Here is a 26,346-nt window from a genome sequence, read left to right as displayed (position 1 = left end):
GACATGATCCTCCAGCGAGAACTCGTAAAACAGCGACGCTTGCGCTTCCTGTCTCGGTCCCATCATGGCTGATCCCTCCCTTTAGGAAGAAATGAATCAGCAACTTACCAACCGATCAAGCCCGAGTTTTTCAACAAAATACGCCCTTGGCACCGGAATCTTCCATTTATCCCGGGTATTCCGATGGGTTTCCGCGTGGCGCTGTGTTTTTAATAATGTGCTATTTTCAGCGCTATAGACGCTTTAAAGATGTACTTTTCAAAGAGATCCTCTTGCCTTTTCTTTGAAATTATACGATTTAGGGCGTCATGAACGCTGGAAGATCGCAAAATCTGAAGAAAGTTCTCGACTCGGTGCCCGCTGGGTATCTCGTCGATGCCAACTGGCTCACCGCCCATGGCATAGCCTACGAAACCTTTCGCGACTATGTAAAACGGGGCTGGCTCGAACGCGTTCACCGCGGCGTTTTCCGCCGACCTGTTCCCAATCCGCCCGCATCAAACACCATTGACTGGAAGGCCTGCCTGATCTCGATGCACCATATCATGGGCTATGATATTCATGTCGGCGGCAAAACTGCTCTCTCTCAACAGGGCTACGACCACTACCTGCATTTGGGAGACAACGCCCCTATCTGGATCTATGGCTACAAAATACCCAACTGGCTCACGAAGCTGCCACTCAATGCACCTATAGAAACGCGCAATACGTCGTTGTTCACTGACCAGGCACTTGGCGTTACAAATGACGACCTAAAATCTGAAAACTCCCTCCCGTGGGACTGGCAACTGCGCATGTCGGCCCCCGAACGGGCGGTCATGGAAGCTATGGACGAATTGCCGGACCATGAGAGTTTTCACAACCTCGACATGGTGTTCGAGGGCTTGACGACGCTACGACCTAAGTTGCTCTCGGCGCTCTTGTTGAGCTGCAAGAAAATAAAAATCAGGCGCCTCTTCTTCGTTTTTGCGGATCGCCACAATCACCCCTGGCGCAAACGACTTGATGCTGACGCCTTCAACCTCGGGACGGGGGATCGAGCATTGGTCAAAGGTGGCCGGATACATCCGCGATATCGTATCATGGTACCGGAAGAGTTCGCCACGACAGAGGCAGAAAATGGCGCGTAGGAACTACGAATCCCAGGTCGCCCTTATCGGATATGATAGGCAAGAATCTGACTTCGAAATGTAATACGCAGAACTTTCAACAATCGCGTAATAAAGGCGTTCTGGCTTGAAACATAAATGTTTTTAAGCCTCAACTTGCAATGGCGATTAGAGCTCATGAGTCGATTTGAAAAGTGAGTGTTGATTTCCGCTGAGAAGTGACCCGGTATTTTCACCGAGATTTGACCCACCTTTGTTTATGTCTCAGCGTTTATGTTGTGGTCAATGTTGGCGTTTCCTTTCTCGTTTTTTTTGCAGCCTCAGAGCTTGCCTTGAAGCGGTAGCTGTCGTTGCCGGTTTCGAGGATGTGGCAGCGGTGTGTGAGGCGGTCGAGTAGCGCAGTTGTCATCTTTGCATCGCCGAAGACCTGCGCCCATTCAGAGAAGCTGAGGTTGGTTGTGATGATGACGCTGGTGCGCTCATAGAGTTTGCTGAGCAGATGGAATAGCAGTGCGCCGCCGGATGGGCTGAATGGCAGGTAGCCGAGCTCGTCGAGAATGACCAAGTCGATCTTGGTCATCATCTCCGCCATCTTCCCAGTCTTGCCGAGCGCTTTTTCCTGCTCCAGCGCATTGACCAGTTCCACTGTCGAATAGAAGCGGACTTTACGCCTGTGATTTTCGATAGCCTGAACGCCGATGGCTGTCGCGATGTGGCTCTTGCCAGTACCGGGTCCGCCGATCAGGACAACGTTCTCTGCATTTTCCATGAAGTCACCCCGATGCAATTGCCGGACAGTGGCTTCGTTGATCTCGCTGGATTTGAAGTCGAAGCCCGCGAGGTCTTTGTAAGAGGGGAAGCGCGCCACCTTGGTATGATAGGCGATTGATCGCACCTCCCGCTCAGCGATCTCGGCTTTGAGAAGCTGGGAAAGCATCGGTGTTGCGGTCTCGAAGGCGGGCGCGCCCTGGGCGACCAGATCCTCTACTGCATTTGCCATGCCATACAGCTTGAGGCTGCGCAGCATGATCACGATGGAAGCTCCTGCCGGATCATGACGCATGGCGCTTCTCCCCGGTTTGTCTCAGATCATCGTAGCGGTCCACGTTTGCCTTCGGGGTCTTTTCCAAAGCCAGCGCATCTGGTGGGTCGATCTCTGGAAGGTCTGTTTGCTTCTTGTCAATCAAGCGGTGCAGCAGGTTCAGGATATGCGTCTTGGTAGGAACCCCGGCTTCCAAAGCCAATTCTACGGCGCGCAGAACGGCATCCTCGTCGTGATGCAAAACCAGGGACAGGATATCGACCATTTCCCTGTCACCGCCCTCTTTGCGGAGCATATGATCCTGGAGACGACGGAAGGCGTCTGGCATCTCCGTAAACGGCGCACCGTTACGCAGAGCACCCGGTTTACGTTGGATGACTGCCAAATAGTGACGCCAATCGTAGACCACTCTGCCAGGCTTGCGATGTGAACGCTCTATGATCCGCTCATGTGAACAAACGGTTTGGCCCTCAGCCACGACGACCAGACGTTCGGGGTAGACATGCAGGCTGATCCGCTGGTTGGCAAAGCTGGCCGGCACGCTGTACCGGTTGCGTTCGAAAGTCACCAGGCATGTCGGCGATACCCGTTTGCTGTGCTCGACGAACCCATCGAAGGCCGGTGGCAGCGCCATCAACGTGGGCTTCTCAGCTTCCCATGCATCAGCAACAGTACCCGGCAATTCCCGGTGCTTTGTCTCGCCCCATAGGGCGACACAGCGATCCTCAAGCCATTGGTTCAGCTCGCCCAGATCCTTGAAGACGGGCATGACCTGCCACAGCCGGTTGCGCGCATCGCGGACGTTCTTCTCGACCTGACCTTTCTCCCAACCCGCAGCAGGGTTGCAGAACTCTGGTTCAAAAACATAATGGCTGGCCATGGCCTTGAAGCGAGCATTGATGTCACGTTGCTTGCCTCGGCCCACACGGTCCACGGCCGTCTTCATATTATCGTAAATCCCGCGGCCGGGAACGCCGCCAAACACGCGGAACGCATGCCAATGGGCGTCAAACAGCATCTCATGCGTTTGCAACGGATAGGCTCGCACGAGGAAAGCCCGGCTGTGTGAGAGTTTGATGTGAGCGACCTGAAGCTTGACCCGATCTCCACCGATATTGGCCCAGTCTTCGCTCCAGTCGAACTGGAACGCTTCACCCGGCTGGAATACCAGCGGCACGTAAGTTCCACGTCCCGTCGTCTGTTCCGCACGGTGCCGATCTGCCCGCCACGTCCGCGCGAATGCGGCAACACGGCCATCGGATCCTTCATAGCCCAGCTTCACCAGATCAGCATGCATCTGCTTCACCGTGCGCCGATCCTTGCGGGGCTTGCGTGTCTGGGCGAGCAGCCAGGCAGACAACCGATCCGCATACGGATCCAATTTGCTCGAACGCGGCGGCGTCTTGAACTTCGGTTCGACAGCGCCTTCGCGTAGATACTTTTTGATGGTGTTGCGAGACAGCCCCGTGCGCCGTGAAATCTCGCGAATTGGCATTTTGTCACGCAATGCCCAGCGTCGTATGACACTCAAAAATCCCATGTCGATCACTCCAAATCTCCCCAAACGAAAACGTCGGGGGAAAGTTGCTCACATGGGTCAAGTCTCAGTGAAAATTATCGGGCCTACCGGGTCACTTCTCAGCGGAAATCAACAACCGTGTACCGCAGATAGAAGTACACAGCGTACAAAACTGCATCCTTGGGGAAATGACAGCCCTTCAATGAGATCATGCTCAAACAACCTGTTCGAAAATTTTTCGACGAGTACAAACCGCAGATCACGCATACTCGTCAACTAGACCCCAGAGTTTGCGACACATCCAGACCGACTACGCCAGTATCAAGGCTCTGCGGAAAGCTGCCGCCGAGTTTGAGACATACATCACCAACAACAAGGACATAATCCCGAATTACGCCGAGCGACGCAGATATGGTGAACGCGTTTCCACCGGCTTTGTTGAAAGCACCGTCAACACCGTCGTCGGAAAACGTTTTGGCAAGAAGCAGCAGATGCGCTGGTCAAAACAAGGTGCCCACCTCATGCTTCAAACTCGCGCCCGAACCCTTGATGGTACGCTTCGAAATAAATTCGAGCAGTGGTATCCGGAGATGAAATCTCAGGAAGAAACGCAAATGGTGGCCTGATTGCCCCACACTTTGCGGTACTCTCCATTTACATTGACTGCGATACGCTCTAACGCGCGTACAACGAGGCTCAAAAAGGTCTGAGACATCTTTATGGACATGCAAAACCCCACTCAGAACGTGTTGCAAGAGGCCCTGCAAAGCCAGAGCGCTACTGTCGGCGTCATTGGTCTCGGCTATGTCGGCCTGCCGCTTGCGGTAACGGCGGCGGCGCGGGGGTTCAATGTTGTGGGATTTGATCTCGATGAGGCCAAACCCATCAAGCTTGAACGCGGAGAAAGCTACATTGATGCAGTAACCCCGGACATGTTGGCCGAGGTCACACAGGACGGGCGTGTGACCTGGACAGCCGATTTTTCGCGCCTGTCCGCATGCAACGTGATTGTCATCTGTGTTCCAACACCACTGAGCCGCCATCGTGAACCGGATCTGTCGTTTGTCGAGGCAACAGGGCGGACGATCGCCAGGCATATGCGTCCGGGCACATTGGTCGTTTTGGAATCCACAACCTTCCCTGGAACGACAGTTGAGGTTCTGACCCCGATCCTGACAGCAGGCGGGCTGACACCGGAACAGGATTTCTGGGTCGCTTTCAGCCCCGAGCGGGAAGATCCGGGTAACACATCCTTCCGTACCCATTCTATTCCCAAAATCGTGGGTGGAGATTCCGAAGCCGCCGGACAGCTGGCCACGGCCTTCTACAAAAAAATTGTCGATAAGGTGGTGCCCGTTTCCTCAACCCGCACGGCCGAGGCGGTTAAGATCACCGAGAACATTTTTCGCGCTGTCAATATCGCTCTCGTGAATGAACTCAAGATGATCTACGATGCAATGGGGGTTGATGTGTGGGAGGTCATCGACGGGGCAGCCACCAAACCCTTTGGGTTTATGCCCTTTTATCCTGGTCCCGGGCTGGGTGGGCACTGCATTCCGATTGATCCGTTCTACCTGACCTGGAAGGCGCGGGAATACGGGTATTCGACCCGGTTAATCGAGCTGGCCGGTGAGATCAACGTGCAGATGCCGGACTATGTGATTGCCCGTCTGCGCGAGGTTCTGGACCGGGAAACCGGGAAGGGCCTGTCAAAATCCCGTATCCTGCTGGTTGGGATCAGTTACAAGAAAAACGTCCCTGACATGCGGGAAAGCCCGTCGGTCAAATTGATGGATATTCTGCTCAACAATGGGGCCGAAGTCGATTTCCTGGATCCACATATCGATGAGATTCCACGCATGCGCGACTATCTCCACCTTCAGGGGCGCAATGCTGTTCAGGCGGATAGTTTGCACTCAGATAAATACGACGCCATCCTCATCTCAACGGACCACGATGCGGTGGATTATGCGGCCCTGGTGGCGTTGGGTATCCCGGTGGTCGATACCCGTAATGCCATTGCTGCGCGCAACTTGCCGATGACTAAGGTGACCAAGGCGTGATCACCGAGGCGTCGTCAAAGGTGTTGTCACATTAACTTTGAACCCACCAAGAAATGCTGATGTTAAGATTTCAAAGCGCTCGAGTGGCTGAAATCCAGGCGTCAAACGCTTCGAGACGGTGATATCTGATTGTTAATGCGGAGCGACGGCCTGCGGGGACACTGAAGCAATTCCGAACGGCTGAATGGGTAGCCACGAACCGCTGTAATCCTCCTGGAGACCGATGGTTCTGCATCGTCCGTTCTCGCTTTCGAAACGGTAGATGGCTGTTTTCGGCGCGGTTGTTGAGCCCCTTGTGCGACCAGTGATCCAGACCCGGCGCGATCTCTCGTATGGCCGCGCCATATGAGCGCAGCTTGTCCGTGATGATCCGCTTGGGAACATAACCAAGACGCTTTATCAGGCGGCGCAACAGCCGTTTTGCCGCTCGTTTGTCCCGATTCGGTTGGAATATTTCGTCCAGCACGACACCATGTTGATCGACCGCGCGCCAAAGCCAATACTTGCGACCAGAAATTCTCACGACAACCTCATCGAGATGCCAGATATCGCCGGGACGGTCCTGTCGCTGTCGCAATTTGCGAGCGATCTGCGGCCCGAACTTAATGACCCAACGCCGGACAGTCTCGTAAGACGCGTCGATCCCACGCTGCAGCAGCATCTCTTCAACTTCCCGTAGGCTTAGATTGAAACGGGCGTACAACCACACTGCATGGGCGATTATCTGAGGAGGAAATCGGTGACGCTTGTAGCTGATAGGCGATAAATTCATCGATGCCACCTCCGTCCTAATCCAGGCAAGAGCAACCGAACGGCGGTTAACGTGACATCACCGCCGCATCGCATCTCTGATCGAAAACGCCAAAATCAATGGCATCGAACCCTTCGCCTATCTCAAGGCCACTCTCGAAGCCATCGCCGCAGGTCATCTCAAAAACCAAATCGACGAATTGCTACCGTGGAACTTCAAACCGTCAAGCTAAAACCAGACGGCCATCAGACACCGCTTACCGATCTTCTAAACAAATCGGCAAAGCACATCAGTGGGGACCAATGCCAGTGTTTACGAATTGAGAGATGTAGTAGCAATCGACTTGTGACGGCCTGGCGATACTGTGGCTTTAAAATTCGCCCTTAAGGTTCTCATCCGCTGACTTCACTTAGCCGTTGTGTTCTAAATAATTCGCCCAAATTGGATTGAGAAAGTTTCGCGCGCGAAACACTCTAGGTATCGATCTGACTGGCAACGCTCTATCATGTCAGTAGATGTTTCAGATAATCGCCATATGTGGACTTGGCGAACAATTGTGCGCGTTCGGCCAGCGCAGCATCATCTATCCAACCTTTTTGCCATGCGATTTCGTCCAAGCTTCCGGTCTGCATGCCCAGCCGATCCGTTAATGTTCGTACAAAATTACCTGCATCGAGCAGAGATCCGTGTGTGCCGGTATCCAACCATGCAAAGCCACGGCCCATGGTTTGAACTTTTAACAAATCATCTTTCAGATACATCTCAAGCAATGTTGTGATTTCTAGCTCACCGCGTTCGGATGGTTGAACCTGACGCGCGCGGCTCGATGCGTCTCCGTCCAGGAAATACAACCCGGTCACCGCGTAGTTTGACGGTGGTATTTTGGGTTTTCAATAATGCCACGGGCATTGCCAACTTGTTTGTGCGTTGTGACCGGGTTACGGCTCAGGCATGAAGACACTGCCTAAATTGCCGCGCCTGAAGGGTTTTCGTTTTCCGCGCGAGATCATCGCCTTTGCCGTCTGGGTCTACCATCGCTTTGCGCTCAGCGCCGCTGATGTTGAAGATCTGCTCGCGGAACGCGGTGTGACGGTCAGCCGGGAAACGATCCGGCAATGGGTCAATCGTTTTGGCGGCCATTTCGCGAATTGCATCAGGCGAGACCGACCAGCTGCGGTCGACAAATGGCATTTGGACGAAGTGGTCATCCCGATCAACGGTCGGAAATGTTGGCTCTGGCGGGCCGTGGATGCGAACGGAGATATTCTTGATATCCTCGTCCAACCACGGCGGAGTGCCAGGGCAGCGCGGCGCTTTCTGAAGCGGTTGATTTCGCAATTCGGCGAACCCCGTGTTGTAATCACGGATAAGTTGCGAAGCTATTTCAAGCCGATCCGCGATCTTGTGCCAGGTGCAGATCACCGAGCACACAAGGGGTTGAACAATCGGATCGAAGGATCACACAGATCCTCTCGAAAGCGTGAAAAGTTCATGGGACGCTTCAAGTCGCCAAGGCAAGCGCAAAGGTTCCTTGCCGCTCACGACCAGATCAACACCGTCTTTCGACCCCGCCGCTATCAACTCTCCACCGTCTCATACCGTCACGCCAGAACCGATGCTTTCGGCCTCTGGGACGGTTACGCTCTCGAAATGACCACCTGACAGACGCAGACTAGACCGCCGTCAGCCGCGTGCAAACAAGTTGGCAATGCCATGGCAACTGGTGGACATTGATAGATAGCCCGTTGTCAATCGCCCTGTGGTCGATTGCGATCATCGGCTTTGTCCTGCCCCTGATCGTAGGCGCGCGCGTAAAAGCCAAAATGTACCAAAGACGCGACGAAGAAGGCGCGATCAGCGATTGATTGTAACTCTCGGGCGGCTGGGTATATCCGGTCGCCCGGAACGGTTACCCATACGCGTAGCAATTACATAAAACGTGTTTGAGATTGTGGCCTCAAACTTGACGCTCCCCATTATCAGCAGTCCCGAAGCGATCACTTATGTTGTTCAAAGCAGATGGGAAACCCGGTCTCGTGGTGATTGTCCAAGGAGGTTGCTGCAAATCCGCTGCCGAAGCTGCGGTAAACGAGTTAGTCCCGCGTAACCACGCGCCAGCCAGTTCGGTCCCGGCTGGCGCGTGGAAGGTGCAAGGGCTCTTATTCGCGAACCCTGTATATCAAAGGCGCCAAAGCGTTCAGCTAAAGTAGGAATCGTAACTGCGTTTGTAGATGAACTCGTTGTCCGCGTATTTCCGGGCCCTTGACTGCGATACCAAAGTGAAGACACAGCCAGCGATATTGGCCCCCATCGACCGCAATTCTCTCAGCCCCTCGCGTACCGCGTTCCTGCTCGTGTGGTTCCAGCGCACGAGGTAGACGACGGTGTCCGAAAGCCTGGCCAACAGTCGGGCGTCCGTCACCGCCAGTGCGGGCGGGGTATCAAGGATCACCAGATCATATTCGTCACGAAGCTGGTCGATAACTTCGGCGAAGCGCGTCGAAGACAAAATATCGGCCGGGCTTTCCGTCAGTTTTTCGGAAAGGCTCAACGACAAAATATCCAGTCCCGTTGCTGTCTCTCTGGCAAGCGCCTCTTCAAGCGTACATTTCTTCTGTAGATACGTGGCCAATCCATACCGCCCGCCCGATGCCGACTGCGCCCGGTGCAGGAAGGATATGCGTTTTTGCGGCTTGTCCGCGTTGGCAATGCTTGGAAATTTCGAATAGATCACGGCATTGCTGTCGTCCCGGAAATCGCAACAAACAAGAATAGTCCGGCGGCCGGTGCTCTGACTGGCAAGACCGGTCAGAAACGAGAGCGAACTTTTCCCTTCCCCGGGAACGGAAGATGTGAACATCACGACCTTGGGTACGTGGCTGGCGTCGCTGTAAAGGATGCTCGTTCGCAAGTTGCGAACACTTTCCGACAGAAGACTTTTGGGGTTCGACACGAAACTGCCGCCCAGCTTTTGCAGGCTGCGGCGCATTCCGGTCATCGGGATCGAGTTGAGCACAGGAAGCCGCGAGATCCTAGCCAGAGCTTTCGGGTCCCGTACGGCCTGACTTGTCTGTTCGCGGAACAGCAGCCATAGGAAGCCCAAAAACAGTCCACCGCCAACGGTTGAGATCATCACGCGGGCGCTGGTCTCGAAATCGGGGCTTGTCGGCGTGTCAGCGGCTGACAGCACGCGCGCACCAGCCGATTGCAGGTTGGCCTGTTCGGTGATTTCCTTCTGGCGTGTCACAAAGGTTTGCAACAACGTCTGGTTCGATTGCACCTCGCGTTCGAGCCGGTCAATGGACAGTTCATCGGCGGTTTGTTCGATTGCTATGACTTCAAGATCGCGAACCAGTTTCTGAAGTTGAATTTCACGCTGCTCCAACGATTCCACCTCAAACTCCAGAGCAGCCACGACATAACCGGCCTCTTCGCGGATATTCTCGTAAAGCTGGTCCAGCAGCGCGTTGTTTCGCGTACTGTTGGGTCTTGAACTGCCGCCGGCGATGGCACTGTCACCTGCCATGGCCTCGCGAATATCGATTTCGCGCCGACGGAACTCTGCGATCAACGGAGACTCGCGGAATTCAGTAACTGTCCAAAGGTTTTCTTCAGAGTCCAGGGCGGTTTTTGCCCGATCGCGGCGGGCACGGGACTCGGCGAGGCGCAGTTGGATCGAAGCCAGTTCCTGGTTGAGCGCTGTCAGCTGGACACTTGTCATCTGCGAGCTCTGAGCCTGCCTGTTGGCCAGGTCCAAACGCGCGGTTTCAAGGTTTTCCTCAAGGGTCTCGACGCTGTTTTTCAACTCCAGAATGCGTTCGTCGACCAGTTCGATCACAGTAACGATATTGCGGTTCTTAGAGGCCTTCTGTAAGGCAATGTACTCATCGCTGATGGTATTGACGATCAGCGCGGACTGCGCGGCATTGGGCGATGAATAGACAATCTCGATCACCCTGGATCCGTTAACTTGAAAGACCCCCATATTGGCGCGAATCATGTTGATCGCGTTGCGCATGCCTTTTTCGTACATCTCCTCTTCGGTCAACGGAGCACTTTCGGTGTCGGGTTGCTGCACCGACATCCCAAGCGCGGCCATGGCGCGGTTGAGAATCGCTCTTGCCTGCCCTGGAGGCGGCGCGGGTGTTTCCTGGCCTTGGGCCTGCGCAACGCCTTCGTCAACTGCGGCCTCGCTATCCACTTGCACGAGATTCAGGCGTTCCACCACCTTCTGAAGCAATGTCGTCGAGTTGAGGATTTCGATCTGGTTGCCGATCTCGGTCCCGGCTTCGGGTTCGGTCAGGACGTTTGAGATATCGACGATCTGGACGCGCTCGGGTTCGAACAAAATACTTGCCGCAGCAGTATAGACGGGCTCCTGCCGAAGCACGATGACGGCACCAACCAACATCCCGACGACGCCACAGCACAGAAAAAACAGCTTTCCCCGCCAAATCAGTGAAAGAAGTTCTCGTAAGTTCAATTCGTTGTCGTTTTGATTCTCGTACATAAGTTCAAAAGAATCAAATTCCGAGGCCTTGGACGGACCCGCGCCCTGACTATTCACTTTAACTAACCCTTCAAACTGCAACACGTGCCTCCATATATGCACAATCAGTCAACAAACCAAAGCGCCATCTGGATTTCTTCTCCTTCAGATTGTGTTTAAACACGAAAAATCAACCAACTTTGGGCGCCACCCGGACCAGGCGGTGCGCGGGTGAAATGACTAAACCGTTGGTTTTCGCAGATCAAACAGGGGCTCCAGTTGCGAATTGGTGCACAACAGACGGGTCTGAGCCTTTGTTGCGCCCCGTGATATAAAACAATTTTTCGGTTCCAAAATTAAAACAATGCAATCGTTTGGCGATGAATAGGTGCCATAGATTGTATAATCGCCGAAAGTTGGCGCGAGGGCAAGTTTTGAACCCAAAAAGATAGGCGTTATATGGCTTATAGGCAGATCTTGCAGACTCTATTCTAGCGTGTCCAAATGATTTGGACTATCAATATATTAAGCAGTGTACCGGCGCATGCTAGACGAAAGCATTATGCCGGGTTAACGTTTCGTTTACTGAAGGTGCAGATGTTAAAAAGCGTGTTGGGATGAGTGCTGGCTTTCTTGACCGAGTAAATATAATAGAGGCAGAACGGACCGCAGAGAAACGATGGGGATTTGGGCATTTTCTATTTCCAGTTGCTTCATGTGGCTGGTGACAATTCTAATCTGGATCAAATTTGATCTTGGTGTTGTGCTCGGATTGGCATGCGGTCTCGGAGCGGGCGTGGTCGTTTTTATAGGGCTGATATTCCTTCTCGAAGCTCTGTCCTGGCAGCAGTCCCGGAGCAGCAAGCCGCAAACCCCCCTTAGCACGTCGCGACCGAAGTAAATCCCACCGTCGGCGCGTGCCTGGATCAGACAGGCTGCATTGCACAGAAACAGGAAACAGATTGTGCATATTTTGGCTGTCTGTTTCGATTTTCCGATCCGCTCTGTGCTATCGGCGGCTTTGTGATGTTTTGAGGAACAGGGCGCTGGACAGCAGTCTCGCCGGACGCCTGACGACACCAAAACCCATTGTGACAGGTCAGGATACAGGCGGCGCTGCCGCATATGCGCTGCACCTTTCGGTGGCGATCAGCGTTTGCTGGATTTGAAGCTGAATGCTTGCGGGTACGAAACTCCGGAGAAATTTCTGGTCGATTCCGAAGTTCGTGATAAGGATAATTTGCTGTTCGGGTCAGGCTCAGCGTGGTGGAACCTCATTCGTATGATGCGGGTCACGCCACGGTCATTTTAGGTCGATACACTATTTTCAGAAAGATCCATGTCCAAGATGTACAATTCAAAGCTTGAAACGAACACGCAAAAATCCAAACCCACATTTATCGGAATTGGCCCGCCAAAATGCGCAACGACATGGCTCGATTCCATTCTGCGCCGGCACCCCGACGTCTTCTTACCCGTCCAGCAGAAAGAAGTGTTTTATTTCGATCGCTTCTACGACCGTGGAGATGATTGGTATTGCGGGCTCTTTGACGGGGCTGCCGACCGTCCGGCAATAGGAGAGATTAGTACGTCCTATATTCTGGATGTTCAGACGGTGCAGCGAATAAGAGATTTCAATCCCGAGGTGAAGCTGATCTGTATCCTGCGGAACCCGGTGGACAGGATGGTCTCTCACTACAGGATGTTTGTCGAAAATGGTCGAACGGACCTTGATTTCGAAAACGCCGTCGCGCGCCATCCGGAACTGAGAATGAACAGTTCATACGCCGGGCTTCTCGGGAATGTGCTGTCCATCTTTCCCCGAGATCAGATTCATTTGGGTATTTTTGAAGAGCTGTTTGCCAGCCCGCAGGCGACGTCTTCGTACCTTGAATCCCTGTTCGACTACATTGGTGTCGATCAGGACAGGCTTGCGCCGGTGGCAGTGAAACAGAAGGTGCGGGAAACTTATGGGAAACCAAAATCCCGTTGGCTGGTAAAGAAGGCAAAGGCTATCAGAAGCGCGATGCGCAAGAGGGACATGGAACATATAGTCCAGTTTCTCATGCGCGCAGGAATCAACAGGCGCCTTTTTCTGCAGCCTTCGGAAATGCCGGATATACCCGATCACCTGCGCAGGGAATTAATTGAGAGCTTTCAAAACGATGTCAGTTTCGTGGAACGTCTTCATGGCGGGAAGATCGAAGTCTGGCATGAATAATTTTATTGCGAGTCTTTGCGGGCTTGAAAACTCTGGTGATTTGGTTCCGCGACAGCCTGCCAGCCATACGCGTAACATAAAGTTCCTATTTGTTAACCAGCGGTGGCTCCCATGAAACAACGAATAACGCTTGTCACTGTTGTGTACATAAGGGAAATCGAAAACCTGAAGCTGCAGGCGCGATCGGTGGCCACGTTTTTTGAACCGGATGACATTTCGTCAATATTGATCGTCGTCAATGACAGGAACCAGAAAGAATGCGCGCGACTTGCCCGCGAACTGGTTCACTTTTACGAATCGCTGGCGGATCGGGTGCGGATTGTCGAACCCGAGGAAATCCTGCGGGGCGGGGCAGGTGGATTTTCCGGGCTGCTGCGTCGTATGGTCGTGCAACACCGGAATTGGATACCGTTCAGAACTCAGGCCGGATGGCGCGGCAACAACGGATGGCTGATGCAGCAGGCCTTCAAACTCTGTGTGGCCAGGCTGATACCGGATGGGTACGTTCTGATACTGGATGCCAAGAATTTTTTCGTCAGCAATGTGAACCGGTCTGATTTCATATCTGAGGCGGGCAGGGCGCTCAGCTTTCTTGAGCCGCCCAGCAATGCGCAGCGGAATTGGATGGAGAACTCGTTCCGTATCTTCGGGTTGCCAATTCCCCCTGATGACACGCTTACTCCACCTAGCACGACGCCCTATTGCTTGAGCGCCGAAGTATTGGCCGGTTGCCTGGCAGAGATCGAAGACAAATTGGGGCCGGCGCATGTGTATTTTGGCTTCAAGCCTCTTGTCAGGGGGGTAGGGCGCAAGGCGTCCGAATTCATGTTGATTTACGCTTTTGTCACCCGGCACTATGGGGGCTGGTCAAACCAGTTCGACGAGGGGTTGCAACCTGCCGCAGGTCTCAACAGAAACATGGATGATGAAACGGTTGAGCGCATGCTCGAATTGGTCGAACAGGGGCGCCGAAAGGTTTTTTCGGTGCATAGCGACCGCCTGGACAGGCTCAAACCGGAGCACAGGGCTAGGATAAACAGTATTCTTTCAGATCGCGGCCTTGCAGCTGCCGGCGCGTTTCTTGCGCGCTAAACACATAGAAATGGTTTCGGGTGCCGGGTCAGGAGGCCGGAAAAACTAGACGTCGATAGCGAGGCTGATCCCCTGACACGCAGTTGATGCATCAGTCGGACCGAAAGCGGAGCTTGTCAAAGTATCTCGCTTTCGAAGTCTGAGCCGCAACAGCATTCCAATTGGACAATAGTTGGCCCGACAGGAATTTGTTGAGATATAGGAAACTAAGAACCTGCTCAAATCACACTAGGTTGACCCAAATCGGACCCTACGTATTGAAGCCTTGCCCAGAGAAGGGCGAGGTGTTAGTCGAAAGTCATAGTAGTATGGCATTATTGTGGTTGAGTTTCAGTGTGGAGTGGTCGTTTCGGACCGTCGGGTTTTGGCGGTTTTTACCCACTTTAGGAGGTAAGTGTGTTATCGGTGATTATTAGTTCTCCGTTGTCTGGACGTTTTGTCCAAAATTTGCTGTTCGTCCGACAATGCAAGCTAACACGCGACGCAACCGTTGGAGTTCAGGCATGAAGGGCTTGGGAACTGTCATCTCGCTTTTGACGTCCAGCGAACGTACGTCTGCCCTTAAACTACTGCCACTGATTTGCCTGCGCGGTTTTGCCGAGATGTTGAGTGTCGGCCTGATCTTCCCGTTTCTCAGGATTATCGGCGATCCGGATCTGATTGACAAAAACAAGCACTTGTCCTGGGCCTATTCGGCGGGCAACTTCGAGAGTGTGAACAGTTTCGCCATCGCCATCGCTGTCGTTTTCCTTGTGGTTCTCGTCGTGAGTGCAGTGTTGAAGGTGCTGACACTGTATCTGGTCAACCGCTGGCTGGAGATGCGTAAGCACAGCCTGTCCGCGCGGTTGTTGGAAACCTATCTGCGGCAACCATACGAATTCATGCTCCAGCGTCACAGCAGCGAGCTCGTTTCGAACATGCTTGCCGAGTCCGGCCGCGTCGTCGGTGAGGTATTCCGCTCGCTTTTCAATGTCGCTCAGTCGCTGGTGTCGATTGTCTTTATGATGTCGCTTCTGTTCTATGTCGACCCCGCGATCACGTTGTTGTCGCTCTGCATTTTCGGGGTACTGTATACGATCCTGTTTGTGACGGTCCGCAAACTGACAAACCGCCTTGGGCAGGTCATGTTTGATGAAAACAGGGCACGCTATCGCGTCGCATACGAAGCGCTGCGGGGCAGCAAGCTGGCAAAACTGCTCAATCGTGAACGATCGCTCATCGATAGCTACCGTCCGCATTCCATGAAGTTCTCAAAGTACAGCGCTGCGTCAGCCACTGTCCGTCAGGTGCCGCAGTACATCATTGAGCTGTTTGCTATTGGCGGTGTCGTAGTGCTGACCCTGATCCTGATGAAGCAGAACGGCGGGGTCGGCAGCACGGGCATGGCCGCAGTGCTTCCTATCATCGGTGTCTTTGCCCTGGCCGTTTATCGCATGATGCCGGCTTTCCAGAAGGGATACACCGCTATCGTTGCCATTCGCCTGAGCACCGTCGCCGCCGTGGCAATTCGTGACGATCTGGCAGACATCTCGGATCTTCCGGAATTGCCCACGGATCTGATTGAGCCGATGCGGTTGGAAAAGTCGATCGAACTGCGGGATGTGTCCTACACTTATCCCGGATCTGCCACCCCGAGCCTGAAGAACATCAACCTGACCATCCCGGCTGGAACCTCATTTGGAATCGTTGGCCAGACAGGCGCTGGAAAGACCACGTTGATGGATCTCATCCTTGGCCTGATCGAACCGACGGAAGGCGCGATGCTGATTGATGGCCAGAAGCTGAGCCACGATCAGGTGCGCATGTGGCGCGCCAATGTGGGGTATGTCCCACAGGAGACATTCCTTTATGACGCGGGCATCGCAGAGAACATCGCCTTTGGCGTTCCAACAGAAGAGGTCGATCTGGATCAGGTTCGCGACGCAGCGAAGATGGCGCAGATAGACACATTCATCCGGGAAGAACTGCCCGAAGGCTATGACACCTTTGTTGGCGAAAGCGGTGTGCGGCTGTCCGGCGGGCAGCGGCAACGCATCTCGATCGCGCGGGCCCTTTATACCCAGCCCGAGGTTGTTGCCTTTGACGAGGCGACCAGCGCTTTGGACAACAGCACCGAAACGCAGGTGATGGATCGGATTACCGAACTCGCCGGGCGGCGTACGCTGATTATGGTGACGCACCGTCTGGCAACGGTGAAAAGTTGCGACACGGTGATCACGCTCGAGGCTGGGCGCATCAGTTCGACCGGGTCTTACGAAAATCTGGTTCCGCAGGAAAAAGAAGTTGAATCGGACGGTACCCGCCAAGGCAAGTCCGATCCGGAAGAGGGTTCAAAGCAATCCGTCGCATATGAGATTTAGGTTCGGCCAATGCAGCACCCCTTGACCCTGACTCGTATCAAGAATTCGATAGAATATCGGGTGGCGTCGCGCTCATTTCAGATGTTCGAGGGTGGGAAAAGGGTGTATCACCAACTGTTCAGGGCGCACCCCAAGACCACTCTTTTCATCTTCGGATGCCAGCGAAGCGGCACAACCCACCTTGAGCGTTTGTTTCGTGCCGATTCCCGCTCGGTGGTGTTTGGCGAATTCAGCGAATTGTCGATTGATCCGGCGAAAACGGTCTGGCCCGAACTTCCCGAGCTTGGCAGGCGAATAAATGCGGCGCATGGTGATTTTGTCGCGGCACGTTCATTGCTGGCCTCTCACAAAGCTGCGGAAATCCTTGACGCGATTGAGGGCGCGCGGGCCGTCATGATGTTCCGCCAAGCGGACGAAGTTGTCGCGTCAATGATGCGAAAATGGCCGGGGGATTTTGAAGAGATTTCCCGGCGTGTCGAAACGGACGCGTCCGGTCATTGGGACCTGGAGAAGCTGTGGCAGGACATACACGCCTGTATTGATGATCTGAGCGATGCAGAACCCGGGAGCGATGCCCGCCGGCGGGATATCTATGCGCTGTACTGGGTGCGGCGAAACGAAATCTATTTCGACCTGGGCTTCGACCGGGATGATCGGATAAGGCTGCTGGATTACCGGACTTTGCTGAATGAGCCAGACGTTTGCATGGCGGCTTTGACCACGTCCATCGGTTTTGCACCGCCCCGTCTGGCGTTCCCCCTCACCACCCGCCGGATCAACCCTCCGGTCCGCAAGCCGGGGTATCTGTCCGACCGGGTCCGGTTGATGTGTGATGCGCTTTACGATCGCCTCAGCGCCGCCGAGAAAGGGGCCGGCAAATGACCCTGGCCGTTGCGACACACAATCCCAATGCGGTGGCCGAGACATATGTTCGACAGCACATGCGTCTGGTGCGTCCGGGGGAGACGGTTGGAATAGGCATGGCCTGTGATACCGCCCCGGATCTCGGTCTGCCGTTTCATTGCGTGCGCGGGAACGAGCATTCGAGGCGCAATCCTTTCGGGTCGATGGCAAAATTTCTGAGAACAGGGTATCGCGCCGCCCTGTCCCGGCAGGAGGAGGCCGATCTTGGGAAATTCCTGAATGGCCACGGCGTCACTGCCATTCTTGCTGAATTCGGCACGACGGGCTGTGCCCTTCGTGAATTCTGCCTACGGTCGGGCCTTCCGTTGTTCGTCAATTTTCACGGCTACGATGCGACGGTCCTTGGTCAGCGCCTGGACATGCGATACGCTTATCGTTTGCTGGCGCGGGACGCCCGGGGATTTCTGTGCGGATCACAGCATTTCGCAAGAATCCTTAAAGGCATGGGAATACCTGCGGACAAGATAGAAATCGTTCCTTGCGGTATCGAGATTGATGAGTTCGCCGCGGACGATCGCAAAGACCCTAATCTGGTGATCGCGGTCGGGCGGCTGACACGCAAAAAGCGACCCGATCTGGCGATCCGCGCGTTTGAACTGGCCCGGCGGGATCATCCGTCGCTGCGGTTCGAGATTATTGGCGATGGCCCTGAGAGAGCGGTATGTCTTCCCCTGATCCGGGAATTGGGCATCGAGGATGCTGTGACCCTGAAAGGGGCGTGCGCGCATACCGAGGTCCGAGAGCGGATGGCTGTCGCTTCGATCTTCATTCAGCACTCGGTTACAGCCGAGAACGGAGATCAGGAAAGTCAGGGCATTTCGCTGCTCGAGGCCATGGCGTCCGGGACGGCTGTAGCTGTTACTGATCACAACGGATTTTCTGAAACTGTAAACCAGGGGGAAACGGGCTACCTGTCGCCAGAGCAGGACGTCGAAGCGATGGCCGCCAACATATCGCGTCTGGCCCAGGACGCGGGCATGGCGCGGCAAATGGGCCGGGCAGGACGTGTCCGTGTTGAGGAGCATTTCGATGCACGCAAGCTGGCGCGCAAGCTCAACCGCGTGATCTTTGGCGGCGAAAGCCAGATCACGCAACCAGCTGCCCGGCAGATGGAGGTCGACCTATGATCCGGGTTGCCTTTGGTTCCGTGCCAAAAGACGGCGGGACGTTTACGTTTTATCGCAATATGCGACCTGAGTTTTTGCGCCTTGGTGTGGACATGCGCTGTGTTTCAGTGGGTCTTGATCAGGCTGAGATCACCGAGGCCGCATTTGTCGATCAGGGATGCGTAGAGTTGGCCGCGGATACGCGCGATCTGCGGACGCAAGCGCGCGTTTTTGCTGAATGGTGCGAAGATCAGGAGATCGATATCGTGATCGGGGTGAATTCCCCGGCCATTCTCAGTTCGCTGCCGCACCTGCCTGAAAAGGTCAGGGTAGTTGCACGTTGTGCAAATGGTTTTGAGGAAGGGTACAGACTGTCGCTGATCGGGCGGGACAGGGTCGCTCGGTTTGTCGCCCTGGTGCCTCGTTTGCAGGGCGATCTCATCAATGACTACGGCGTCGATTCCGACAATATTGTCCTGATCCCCAATGGGGCGGTGACCGATCGTTTCGCGGATGCAGCGGGGCGTATCAACAGCGCTGTCGAGCCTTTGTCCCTTGGCTTTCTAGGGCGGTTGGAACACGGGCAAAAGGGCGTGATGTACATACCGTCGGTTTTGGATCGCCTCGATGCGGCGGGTATTTCCTACCATCTCAGAATTGCGGGCAAAGGAAAACACGAGGAGGACCTGAGGGCAGCCCTTGCCACAAGGGTTGAGGACGGGCGTGTCCGATTTGTCGGCACGCTGTCCCCGGAAGAGATTCCTGAATTTCTGGCCCATACCCACCTGTTCCTGTTCACGTCACATTTTGAAGGCTGCCCGAACGCGCTGCTGGAAGCCATGGCGGCAGGCGCCGTCCCGGTCAGTTGGCGGCTGCACGGGATCACCGACTTCCTGCTCGAAGATGGGCGTACCGGCCTGCTCTGTGACACTGGTGATACCGGGGCGTTTGCGACGGCAATTGCGTCACTCGCCGGTGATCGTGCCCGTTTGAAAGATATGAGCCTGGCTGTGGCCGAAGCCGCGCGGCAGAAATACTCGACCAAAGCATGTGCAGCTTCCTACAAGAAGCTGTTCGATGATGTCATTGCCGAGCCGCCCCCAACCTGGTCTCCGATGCCCTGGTCAAAATTCGAACCGGACCCGGTGTTTCGACAGCGCCTGATGTCCCGGCTGCTGCCGAAACGTCACCGCAAGATTATCCGGGATATTGCCACACGGCTGGAGGGAAAAAAGGCGGCACCCACGGCACCGGCAATTGCCAACGTCAACCCGCCGACTACCAAGCAGGAAGGCCTGCGGGTGCATCAGATCATCAACAGTGTGGACCTCAGCCGGGGCGGAGCCGAACGTGTCGCTCGTCAGATTCACGCTGGACTTCGGAAATCGGGTTTCGATGCTAAACTGGTCGCGCTTGAAGACTGCGATATGGGTGATCTGGAAGGCGCGTGTTCGCTGGGACTGTCGAGCCCTTATGATCCCCGTGCCCTGTTACGCCTGAAAGCCTATGCGCGCGGCATCGCAGCCAACGATATTGTGCATGTGCACCTGTTTCCATCCAGCGCCCATGTTGCTGCACTTGCGCGCACGGGCCATTTACCGGGTCGGCTGGTGTTCACCGAGCACAGCACGTCAAATCGCCGACGGGGCCATGCCCTTGGCGGCCTGATCGACGAAAAGGTCTATCGCTCTTACGAGAAGATCATTGCGATCAGTGACGGTGTCAAAGCAGAATTGCTTCGAACGCATCCATGGCTGGCGAACAGAACCACCGTGATTGAAAACGGGTGCCCTTTATTCTTTGACCATTTGCCGGATAGAACCGGGTTAGACGGGCCGTTTCACATCGTATCCGTGGGACGGCTGACGCCCGCTAAGAATTATGATTCGGCTGTGCATGCCTTGGCGCAGCTGCCAGCGGGCGTTGTGCGATACTCCATAGCGGGCGAGGGTGCCGAACGTGCCACTCTGGAACGCCTGACAAGCAAACTTGGGCTTAAGGACCGCGTGAACCTGCTCGGCTATGTGGAAAACGTGTCCGAATTGTTGAAAACCGCGGATGCCTTCCTGATTCCATCGAACTGGGAGGGTTTCGGCCTTGCTGCGGTAGAGGCGATGAACGCCGGCCTGCCGGTTATCGCTGCGGATGTGCCAGGATTGCGCGAGGTTGTGGGGCGCGACGGTCACGCCGCACGGCTTGTAGACCCCTCAGATGTGGCAGGGATTGCATCGGCAGTGAGGTTTCTGGCTGAAAACCCCGATGAGCGCCGCAGAATGGGCGCGGCGGGTTTCGAAATGGCAAAAAAGTACGATATGGTCCGTTTCCTAGAAGCGCACAAATCGTTCTATGAAAAACTGGGGATGAGACCTTCCGATGTGGCTTAAGGGACATACACCGGGTATCAAGCTTTTTGCCACGTTTGTGTTCGTGCTTGTTGCGGTGCCGAAGGCAAACCTGAAGATTGGCCCCTTGCCCATCTATCTGGTCGATGTCCTTGTATTGTGCCTGCTGTTTTCGGCACAGAAGCTGCCCCCGGTTCCGAAACGCTGCCGGATGTTTGCGGGTACCGTTGTCGCCATTCTGGTTTTTGCACTTGTCAGTGAAATTTCCGGAATGATCCGCTTTGGCACATTACAGGATTCCGTCTATGTGATGTTCCGCTCGGTTTTGGCGTGTAGCGTGTTCTTTCTGGCCCCAAAATACATTCGAACCCGCCAGGATTTCGAGTTTGTACTGAAAGCGCTGGTCGTCGGGCTGATCGTGACGGCTTCGTTGATGATCCTCACGTCGCTTCCGGGAACCCGGGGTACGGTCAGTCAGTTGATTTTCTCGCGCAAGTTTCTGGAGCCTGCCGCCGGGCAGCTCAATTCGATGCTACTGGATACGCCCGAGCGTGGAATCCGGGGTCGAACGCTGGTCGGGGTATCCATACTGGGTGCGACATTCATAAATATTTGCTGGCCTTTCGCAGCCTTGCTGATGCGTTGGCCGTGGGTGGCGGGCGGTTGGCGAAAACTCGCCTTGCTGGCCTGCATGCTGGCCCCGATGGGTGTCCTTATGAGCTATTCCCGCGGTCCGATTCTGGGCACCATCCTGATTGCCGTCCTTGCCCTTGTTCTGGGTTTGCGGCAGGTGAAGCGCGGGATGATCTTACCCATGATCGTAGGGGCAGGGATCATATTCTTCATAGGCGTCGGATCACAGTTGTTCTACTTCGAACGTCTGGAACGAAGTTTCGCCGCCTCGCTCGAGTCTCCCTACGAGAACAAGCGCGAAAGTGAACGATCGCTGGCATATTCCGAACCCTTTGGCCACGTCGCAAAAAAACCGAGCTTTCTTTTTGTCGGTGAAGGCACGACTGTCCGTTACACATCTGCCGGGGCCAGATCCGAACAGGCCAGCCAAGCCACGCATGCCGTCTTTGCGATCGCTTATTACTCCTACGGTATGATCGCCGCGTTTCTTTATGTTTTCCTTATTGCCCGGGCGCTTTTCTTTACCGCCAACCTTGCGCTGCAACGGCGCACGACAATGGAACAGCTGATTGCGCAACCTCTGTTCCTGGCCATGGTTGCAATCATTCCCTGGGCCATGCTCGGGCATGCCGCCGTTTCCACTCCGCGAGGCTCAATGCTTTTGTTTTTGGTAATTGGCCTTGTCTCAGCAATCCCACATTTCACCGTTCCGGCTCGCCGGCACCCCAGTACAAGACAAGCCTATGCGTACAGTCGTAATCTTGCTTTCGGATAAGCGCTCTGGATCCACCATGTTCCAGGACGAGATTTGCCGCCATCCGGCTGTAGATACCGTCGCGTATTCGCCTCACAGGTATCTTGAAACGCACTGGTGGTTGATGGCGGCAGTTTTGCTGGATGAGCCGGGGCCGTTGTTCGCAACTCAAAAGCGGTACAATGGCTATGGAAGCAAAGGTAACGCCCGCGACCTGATGATAGATTTGCTCGCAAAATGCGTTCCGGACTTTGATCCTCCGACGGATGACCGTGCGCTTATTTTCGATGGGTGGGAAGCCCTTGTCAGGGTCAATCCGGAACCTGTTTTCTTTGAAAAGTCACCTCAAATTCTTGCGCAATGGGCGGCGCTGAGCCTGATGTTGGAATGGATCGGGCGGACCGATCTGACCGTGAAGGTTATCGGGCTTGTACGAAACCCGCATGGGGTGATGTATTCGGCGGCCAAGTTGTTCGGAACGGATCCGCAGACACGGCAACTGGCCTGGCTCAATGGTTGCCGCAACCTTTTGGCGATTGAAGGAATGTTGCCAAAAGACAGCTATATGCGCATTCGCTACGAGGATCTGGTGGCGTCCCCGGTCGATGGGTTCGCCGAGATCGCACGATTTATCGAGGTAGCGCCGGACGAAACCATGGGCGAAGGAACCCGCTCGGGTTCTGGTGAGAAATGGAAGAATGACCCGGGTTACGTGCTGAACCTGCATCCGGCGGTCCGCCAGATGGCGCAGTCGATGGACTATGCGGATGCCGATCTTGACAACGCACACGGCAAGGAAAATCCATCCGGGTCGGCATTCTCGGACACGTCGCGGCGGCAGAGGTTTCGCATTTGGCTGAACCGGCGCAGGGACCGCTTGTTTCGGTCAATTTATTTTCGCCTCCGCGCAATTTTACAGAAGGAACCGTAACCATGGCCACACCACCAACGGAAAATCGGCCAACGCTGTCAGCTGTTGTTATTAGCCGGAATGAACAGCAGAACCTACCTCACCTTCTGGACAATCTCGCTGATTGGGTCGATGAAATCGTAATCGTCGACGACAAATCCACCGATGATACACCCGGAATTGCGATGGAAGCAGGAGACGGGGTCAGGTTTGTCTCTCATGCCATGGTTGAGGCGGAGGGATATGCAGGACAACGCAATGTGGGCATCGAAAACGCCAGCGGTGATTGGTTGATTCACCTTGACTGCGACGAACGCATCCCGCGTGATCTGGCACAGGAAATCCTCGATAATATCCGCAGTACCAACTACGACGCTTACAGATACCGCCGTCAGAACTACTTTCTCCATCGGCCTGTTAATCATGGTGGTTGGGATTCGTGGAACCGGCCACAACTCGCCCGGCGCGGGTGCCATCGTTTTGTCGGGGCGCTGCACGAAAGTTGTGAAATCGAGGGTGGCGAAGCCCGAATTGGGCAGCTCGAAAAAAAGATTGCGCATCTCAATGAATGCTCATTCGCCGAGCGCCTGCAAAAAAGCGCGCGTTATGTCGCGATGAATGCGCAGGATCTTGAGAGATCGGGCAAGCCTGTCTCGGGGTTCAGTATGGTGGCAGGCTCGCTTGTCGAGTTTATTAAGCGTTACATCCTGCAGCGCGGTTTTCTGGACGGGGTTCCTGGCATGGTTGCCGCTATACACTCGGCAACTTCGGTATTCAGGACTCGTGCGCTGGTTTGGGATAGACAGAACGCGATTGATCGCGACAGCCTCGAAAAGCAGGTATCCTGGAAAGGTTAGGCAATTGCAAACCTCCGAAAAGACCAAGGTCCCGACCGTCTCGGTTGTAATTCCTACCTACAACAGGGCGAAGCTGACCTGCGAAGCGCTGACCAGCGTTATGCAGCAGGATTTTGCGCCTGAAGAAGTGATCATAGTCGATGATGGGTCGGATGATGACACCGCCGAGCGGGTCCAACAGTGGCAGACGGACAACAATCCGGCATTCAGGGTTCAGTTCGAGCGGCAGGATCGCAGGGGTGGAAATGCAGCCAGAAACCGTGGCATCTGTCTGGCGCGGTGTCGCTACGTGGCCTTTCTCGACAGTGACGACCTCTGGCGTCCGGAAAAACTGGGCAAGCAATTGAAGCTGCTCGAGTCCCGCCCGGATTATGGGGCCGCTTATACCGGTCTGCGCGAGGTCGTGGCAGAGACAGGAGAGGTCATTGCGGAACCCCGGCGAACCTACCCCGAAGGCAACCTGTTGAAAGCGCTGCTGGTCAGCGACGTGACCGCGCCGACATCAACCTATATTGTCCGCCGTGATCTGTTCGAAGAAGCGGGTTGTTTCGATGAGGACCTCAAGGCGCGACAGGATTGGGATATGTGGATTCGCATCGCGACCTGTACGAAAATCGCAAGCGTGCCCGAGGCATTGGTTGATCTTCGCCAGCACTCCGGCCCGCGAACCGCGTCCGATCCCATTCGGGAACTTGTCGCATACCGCCGGATTCTTGAAAAATATGCGTCACTCAGACGAGAGCAGGGTCTGGCCGTGCGGTTGGCGGCCCTTTCCAGCTATCACCGGCGGGCAGGGCGGGTTCATCTGCACTATCTCAACCAGCGCGGCAAAGCCATGGGCCACTATTTGATGGCGCTGGTCATCTGGCCCTGGTCTGCGGATTCCTGGGCAGCCCTTCTGGGATCGGTGCTGCCGTCTGCCTTGCGCCAAGTACTGCGCTCCAAATGGAACGCAATTTTCGGGAGAACCTTTCTTGCAATTCGAAGCCACTAACACCTTGGGCAAAATGTCAGCTTCGGCAATCGCTCCCAATGTCGCCTACTTTGCCAATCAGTTCGCAGACCAAAAAGGTCACGGTCTGGCGCGCTATGCGCGCGAACTATTTGATTCATTGCGCGAACTGAACGGCCTGAATGTCATTCCCGTTGCCGGTTGGAGCTCGCTCGCCCCGGACGCGCTGGAACGGCGCATGGCAGAAACAGGGTTGCGTCTGACCGGGCTGGGGCGTCGCGGTACATCGTTGATGTGGACCTTTCTGGATTGGCCAACGATCGAGGCACGCCTCAACGCACCGGTCGATGTCGTTCACGCGGTATCGCTGGGTTATCCCGTTGCCACGCGAAAACCCTATGTCGTCACAATTCACGACCTGGGTCCGCTGACCCATCCCGAATTTTTTCGCAATACGAGGCCCTGGGTTATGCAGCGCAGCCTGGACCAGGCCGTTCACAAGGCAGATGTCATCGTATGCGTGTCCGAGACGACGGCCAATGAGGTTCGCGAATATGTTGGGCCCGCAATCGAAGGCCGGCTGCGCGTGGTGCTTGAAGGTGTGTCCGAGCGGTTTTTTGAACCCGCCGACATGACCGTCGTGCAACAGCTTTCAGCCTTGCCCGAAAATACGCCTTTTATCTTGTCTGCGGGCCAAATCAGCCCGCGCAAGAACATTCAGGGGCTTTTCAAGGCGTTTGCGCGGTCTATGAATGACATTCCCCATCACCTTGTTCTGGTTGGGGGTCTCGGCTGGGATAGCAAGGATCTGCAACAGGAACTGTCGGTGCCGGGGTTGAAAGAGCGTGTTCACCTAGCGGGTTTTGTTTCCGATGACGAGCTTCGGGCGCTTTATCAGGCGGCGGATTTGTACGTTCATCCTTCACTCTACGAGGGGTTTGGCCTTCCGGTATTGGAGGCGATGGCAAGCGGAACACCCGTTCTTGCATCGAACCTGAGCTCCCTGCCCGAGGTGGCGGGAAACGCGGGATGCCTGACGGACACGGCCAACCCCGAGGCTTTTGCCGCTGATCTGGTGAAAATTTGCTCGTCCGAGGCCGTTCGGGATCGCATGAAAGCGGATGGGCTTGCCCATTCAAGGCGCTACCGCTGGGCGGATTGCGCAAGGGCCATGAAGCAAATCTATTCGGATTTGGCTTCCTGATCCGCTCTGGTGCCACAG

At 55.0% G+C, this 26,346-nt stretch carries 18 protein-coding genes and 3 pseudogenes; 16 read left to right on the top strand and 5 right to left on the bottom strand.

Going from position 1 to position 26,346, the window contains the following annotated elements:
• The first annotated feature begins 308 nt into the window (after positions 1 to 308).
• Positions 309 to 1,130: a type IV toxin-antitoxin system AbiEi family antitoxin gene (locus ACR0AM_RS19795; protein ID WP_171238900.1), complete on the top strand. Its 822-nt coding sequence runs from the start codon at positions 309 to 311 to the stop codon at positions 1,128 to 1,130.
• A gap of 250 nt (positions 1,131 to 1,380) precedes the next feature.
• Here ACR0AM_RS19795 and istB read toward each other — a convergent pair whose 3' ends face one another.
• Together istB and istA are read right to left on the bottom strand one after the other, a co-directional pair.
• Positions 1,381 to 2,172 (bottom strand): IS21-like element helper ATPase IstB, encoded by a 792-nt coding sequence (gene istB, locus ACR0AM_RS19790; RefSeq protein WP_480623805.1) that lies wholly within the window; start codon positions 2,170 to 2,172, stop codon positions 1,381 to 1,383.
• Complete coding sequence (gene istA / locus ACR0AM_RS19785) at positions 2,162 to 3,691, bottom strand: IS21 family transposase (protein ID WP_480623804.1); 1,530 nt, start codon at positions 3,689 to 3,691, stop codon at positions 2,162 to 2,164. The genes istB and istA overlap by 11 nt, the downstream gene beginning before the upstream one ends.
• A gap of 278 nt (positions 3,692 to 3,969) precedes the next feature.
• On the opposite strand from istA, the pseudogene ACR0AM_RS19780 reads away from it, so the two are divergent.
• Both ACR0AM_RS19780 and ACR0AM_RS19775 read left to right on the top strand, forming a co-directional pair.
• A pseudogene (locus tag ACR0AM_RS19780) lies at positions 3,970 to 4,296 on the top strand (ISKra4 family transposase); the annotation flags it as partial.
• Between the two features lie 93 nt (positions 4,297 to 4,389).
• Entirely contained in the window at positions 4,390 to 5,733 is a 1,344-nt protein-coding gene (locus ACR0AM_RS19775) for a nucleotide sugar dehydrogenase (protein WP_480623803.1), read from the top strand.
• 70 nt (positions 5,734 to 5,803) lie between these two features.
• Here the strand turns inward: ACR0AM_RS19775 and ACR0AM_RS19770 are convergent, their stop codons facing one another.
• Positions 5,804 to 6,505, bottom strand: a complete 702-nt coding sequence (locus tag ACR0AM_RS19770) for an IS6 family transposase (protein WP_480623802.1) — start codon at positions 6,503 to 6,505, stop codon at positions 5,804 to 5,806.
• A gap of 64 nt (positions 6,506 to 6,569) precedes the next feature.
• Here ACR0AM_RS19770 and ACR0AM_RS19765 point away from each other — a divergent pair.
• Positions 6,570 to 6,716: pseudogene (locus ACR0AM_RS19765) on the top strand (transposase domain-containing protein); the annotation flags it as partial.
• Between the two features lie 271 nt (positions 6,717 to 6,987).
• Here the strand turns inward: ACR0AM_RS19765 and ACR0AM_RS19760 are convergent.
• Positions 6,988 to 7,374: pseudogene (locus ACR0AM_RS19760) on the bottom strand (sugar phosphate nucleotidyltransferase); the annotation flags it as partial.
• A gap of 61 nt (positions 7,375 to 7,435) precedes the next feature.
• Here ACR0AM_RS19760 and ACR0AM_RS19755 point away from each other — a divergent pair.
• Positions 7,436 to 8,146 (top strand): IS6 family transposase, encoded by a 711-nt coding sequence (locus ACR0AM_RS19755; protein WP_480623801.1) that lies wholly within the window; start codon positions 7,436 to 7,438, stop codon positions 8,144 to 8,146.
• A gap of 535 nt (positions 8,147 to 8,681) precedes the next feature.
• On the opposite strand, the gene ACR0AM_RS19750 is transcribed toward ACR0AM_RS19755, so the two are convergent.
• Positions 8,682 to 10,994, bottom strand: coding sequence for a GumC family protein (locus tag ACR0AM_RS19750; protein WP_480623800.1), 2,313 nt, complete (start codon positions 10,992 to 10,994; stop codon positions 8,682 to 8,684).
• 1,318 nt (positions 10,995 to 12,312) lie between these two features.
• Between ACR0AM_RS19750 and ACR0AM_RS19745 the strand changes: the two genes are divergently transcribed.
• From ACR0AM_RS19745 to ACR0AM_RS19695, 11 genes are all read left to right on the top strand, one after another.
• The gene (locus tag ACR0AM_RS19745) at positions 12,313 to 13,194 is read left to right on the top strand and encodes a sulfotransferase (RefSeq protein WP_170516206.1); all 882 of its coding nucleotides are present in this window, start codon (positions 12,313 to 12,315) and stop codon (positions 13,192 to 13,194) included.
• Positions 13,195 to 13,305: 111 nt separating this feature from the next.
• Positions 13,306 to 14,286 carry a DUF6492 family protein gene (locus ACR0AM_RS19740; RefSeq protein WP_480623799.1) on the top strand — a complete coding sequence of 327 codons (981 nt, stop codon included), beginning with the start codon at positions 13,306 to 13,308 and terminating at the stop codon, positions 14,284 to 14,286.
• 503 nt (positions 14,287 to 14,789) lie between these two features.
• Positions 14,790 to 16,646, top strand: coding sequence for an ABC transporter ATP-binding protein (locus ACR0AM_RS19735; protein ID WP_480623798.1), 1,857 nt, complete (start codon positions 14,790 to 14,792; stop codon positions 16,644 to 16,646).
• A gap of 9 nt (positions 16,647 to 16,655) precedes the next feature.
• Positions 16,656 to 17,528, top strand: coding sequence for a hypothetical protein (locus tag ACR0AM_RS19730; protein WP_480623797.1), 873 nt, complete (start codon positions 16,656 to 16,658; stop codon positions 17,526 to 17,528).
• The gene (locus tag ACR0AM_RS19725) at positions 17,525 to 18,697 is read left to right on the top strand and encodes a glycosyltransferase family 4 protein (RefSeq protein WP_480623796.1); all 1,173 of its coding nucleotides are present in this window, start codon (positions 17,525 to 17,527) and stop codon (positions 18,695 to 18,697) included. The genes ACR0AM_RS19730 and ACR0AM_RS19725 overlap by 4 nt, the downstream gene beginning before the upstream one ends.
• The gene (locus ACR0AM_RS19720) at positions 18,694 to 21,060 is read left to right on the top strand and encodes a glycosyltransferase (RefSeq protein WP_480623795.1); all 2,367 of its coding nucleotides are present in this window, start codon (positions 18,694 to 18,696) and stop codon (positions 21,058 to 21,060) included. Before ACR0AM_RS19725 ends, ACR0AM_RS19720 begins: the two co-directional genes overlap by 4 nt.
• A complete protein-coding gene (locus ACR0AM_RS19715) occupies positions 21,050 to 22,426 on the top strand; it encodes a hypothetical protein (RefSeq protein ID WP_480623794.1) in 1,377 nt (458 codons plus the stop codon). Before ACR0AM_RS19720 ends, ACR0AM_RS19715 begins: the two co-directional genes overlap by 11 nt.
• On the top strand, positions 22,395 to 23,336 hold the full coding sequence (locus tag ACR0AM_RS19710) for a sulfotransferase (RefSeq protein ID WP_480623793.1): 942 nt from the start codon (positions 22,395 to 22,397) through the stop codon (positions 23,334 to 23,336). The genes ACR0AM_RS19715 and ACR0AM_RS19710 overlap by 32 nt, the downstream gene beginning before the upstream one ends.
• Positions 23,337 to 23,338: 2 nt before the next feature.
• The gene (locus tag ACR0AM_RS19705; protein WP_480623792.1) at positions 23,339 to 24,172 is read left to right on the top strand and encodes a glycosyltransferase family 2 protein; all 834 of its coding nucleotides are present in this window, start codon (positions 23,339 to 23,341) and stop codon (positions 24,170 to 24,172) included.
• A gap of 4 nt (positions 24,173 to 24,176) precedes the next feature.
• Complete coding sequence (locus ACR0AM_RS19700) at positions 24,177 to 25,166, top strand: glycosyltransferase family 2 protein (protein ID WP_480623791.1); 990 nt, start codon at positions 24,177 to 24,179, stop codon at positions 25,164 to 25,166.
• A complete protein-coding gene (locus ACR0AM_RS19695) occupies positions 25,147 to 26,328 on the top strand; it encodes a glycosyltransferase family 4 protein (protein WP_480623790.1) in 1,182 nt (393 codons plus the stop codon). Before ACR0AM_RS19700 ends, ACR0AM_RS19695 begins: the two co-directional genes overlap by 20 nt.
• Positions 26,329 to 26,346: the final 18 nt, after the last annotated feature.

Source organism: Ruegeria sp. AD9 (genome assembly GCF_056542305.1).
The sequence above is the reverse complement of the archived record's forward strand: the minus strand, read 5'-3'. Positions and strand labels throughout refer to the sequence as shown.

Excerpts from the sequence above, each read along its gene's own strand:
- ACR0AM_RS19750 (WP_480623800.1), bottom strand. The coding sequence starts at position 10,994 with ATGTACGAGAATCAAAACGACAACGAATTGAACTTACGAGAACTTCTT.
- istB (WP_480623805.1), bottom strand. The coding sequence starts at position 2,172 with ATGCGTCATGATCCGGCAGGAGCTTCCATCGTGATCATGCTGCGCAGC.
- ACR0AM_RS19795 (WP_171238900.1), top strand. The coding sequence starts at position 309 with ATGAACGCTGGAAGATCGCAAAATCTGAAGAAAGTTCTCGACTCGGTG.
- ACR0AM_RS19755 (WP_480623801.1), top strand. The coding sequence starts at position 7,436 with ATGAAGACACTGCCTAAATTGCCGCGCCTGAAGGGTTTTCGTTTTCCG.
- ACR0AM_RS19720 (WP_480623795.1), top strand. The coding sequence starts at position 18,694 with ATGATCCGGGTTGCCTTTGGTTCCGTGCCAAAAGACGGCGGGACGTTT.
- ACR0AM_RS19725 (WP_480623796.1), top strand. The coding sequence starts at position 17,525 with ATGACCCTGGCCGTTGCGACACACAATCCCAATGCGGTGGCCGAGACA.
- ACR0AM_RS19740 (WP_480623799.1), top strand. The coding sequence starts at position 13,306 with ATGAAACAACGAATAACGCTTGTCACTGTTGTGTACATAAGGGAAATC.
- ACR0AM_RS19730 (WP_480623797.1), top strand. The coding sequence starts at position 16,656 with ATGCAGCACCCCTTGACCCTGACTCGTATCAAGAATTCGATAGAATAT.
- ACR0AM_RS19770 (WP_480623802.1), bottom strand. The coding sequence starts at position 6,505 with ATGAATTTATCGCCTATCAGCTACAAGCGTCACCGATTTCCTCCTCAG.
- ACR0AM_RS19710 (WP_480623793.1), top strand. The coding sequence starts at position 22,395 with ATGCGTACAGTCGTAATCTTGCTTTCGGATAAGCGCTCTGGATCCACC.
- ACR0AM_RS19705 (WP_480623792.1), top strand. The coding sequence starts at position 23,339 with ATGGCCACACCACCAACGGAAAATCGGCCAACGCTGTCAGCTGTTGTT.
- ACR0AM_RS19735 (WP_480623798.1), top strand. The coding sequence starts at position 14,790 with ATGAAGGGCTTGGGAACTGTCATCTCGCTTTTGACGTCCAGCGAACGT.
- istA (WP_480623804.1), bottom strand. The coding sequence starts at position 3,691 with ATGGGATTTTTGAGTGTCATACGACGCTGGGCATTGCGTGACAAAATG.
- ACR0AM_RS19775 (WP_480623803.1), top strand. The coding sequence starts at position 4,390 with ATGGACATGCAAAACCCCACTCAGAACGTGTTGCAAGAGGCCCTGCAA.
- ACR0AM_RS19715 (WP_480623794.1), top strand. The coding sequence starts at position 21,050 with ATGTGGCTTAAGGGACATACACCGGGTATCAAGCTTTTTGCCACGTTT.
- ACR0AM_RS19745 (WP_170516206.1), top strand. The coding sequence starts at position 12,313 with ATGTCCAAGATGTACAATTCAAAGCTTGAAACGAACACGCAAAAATCC.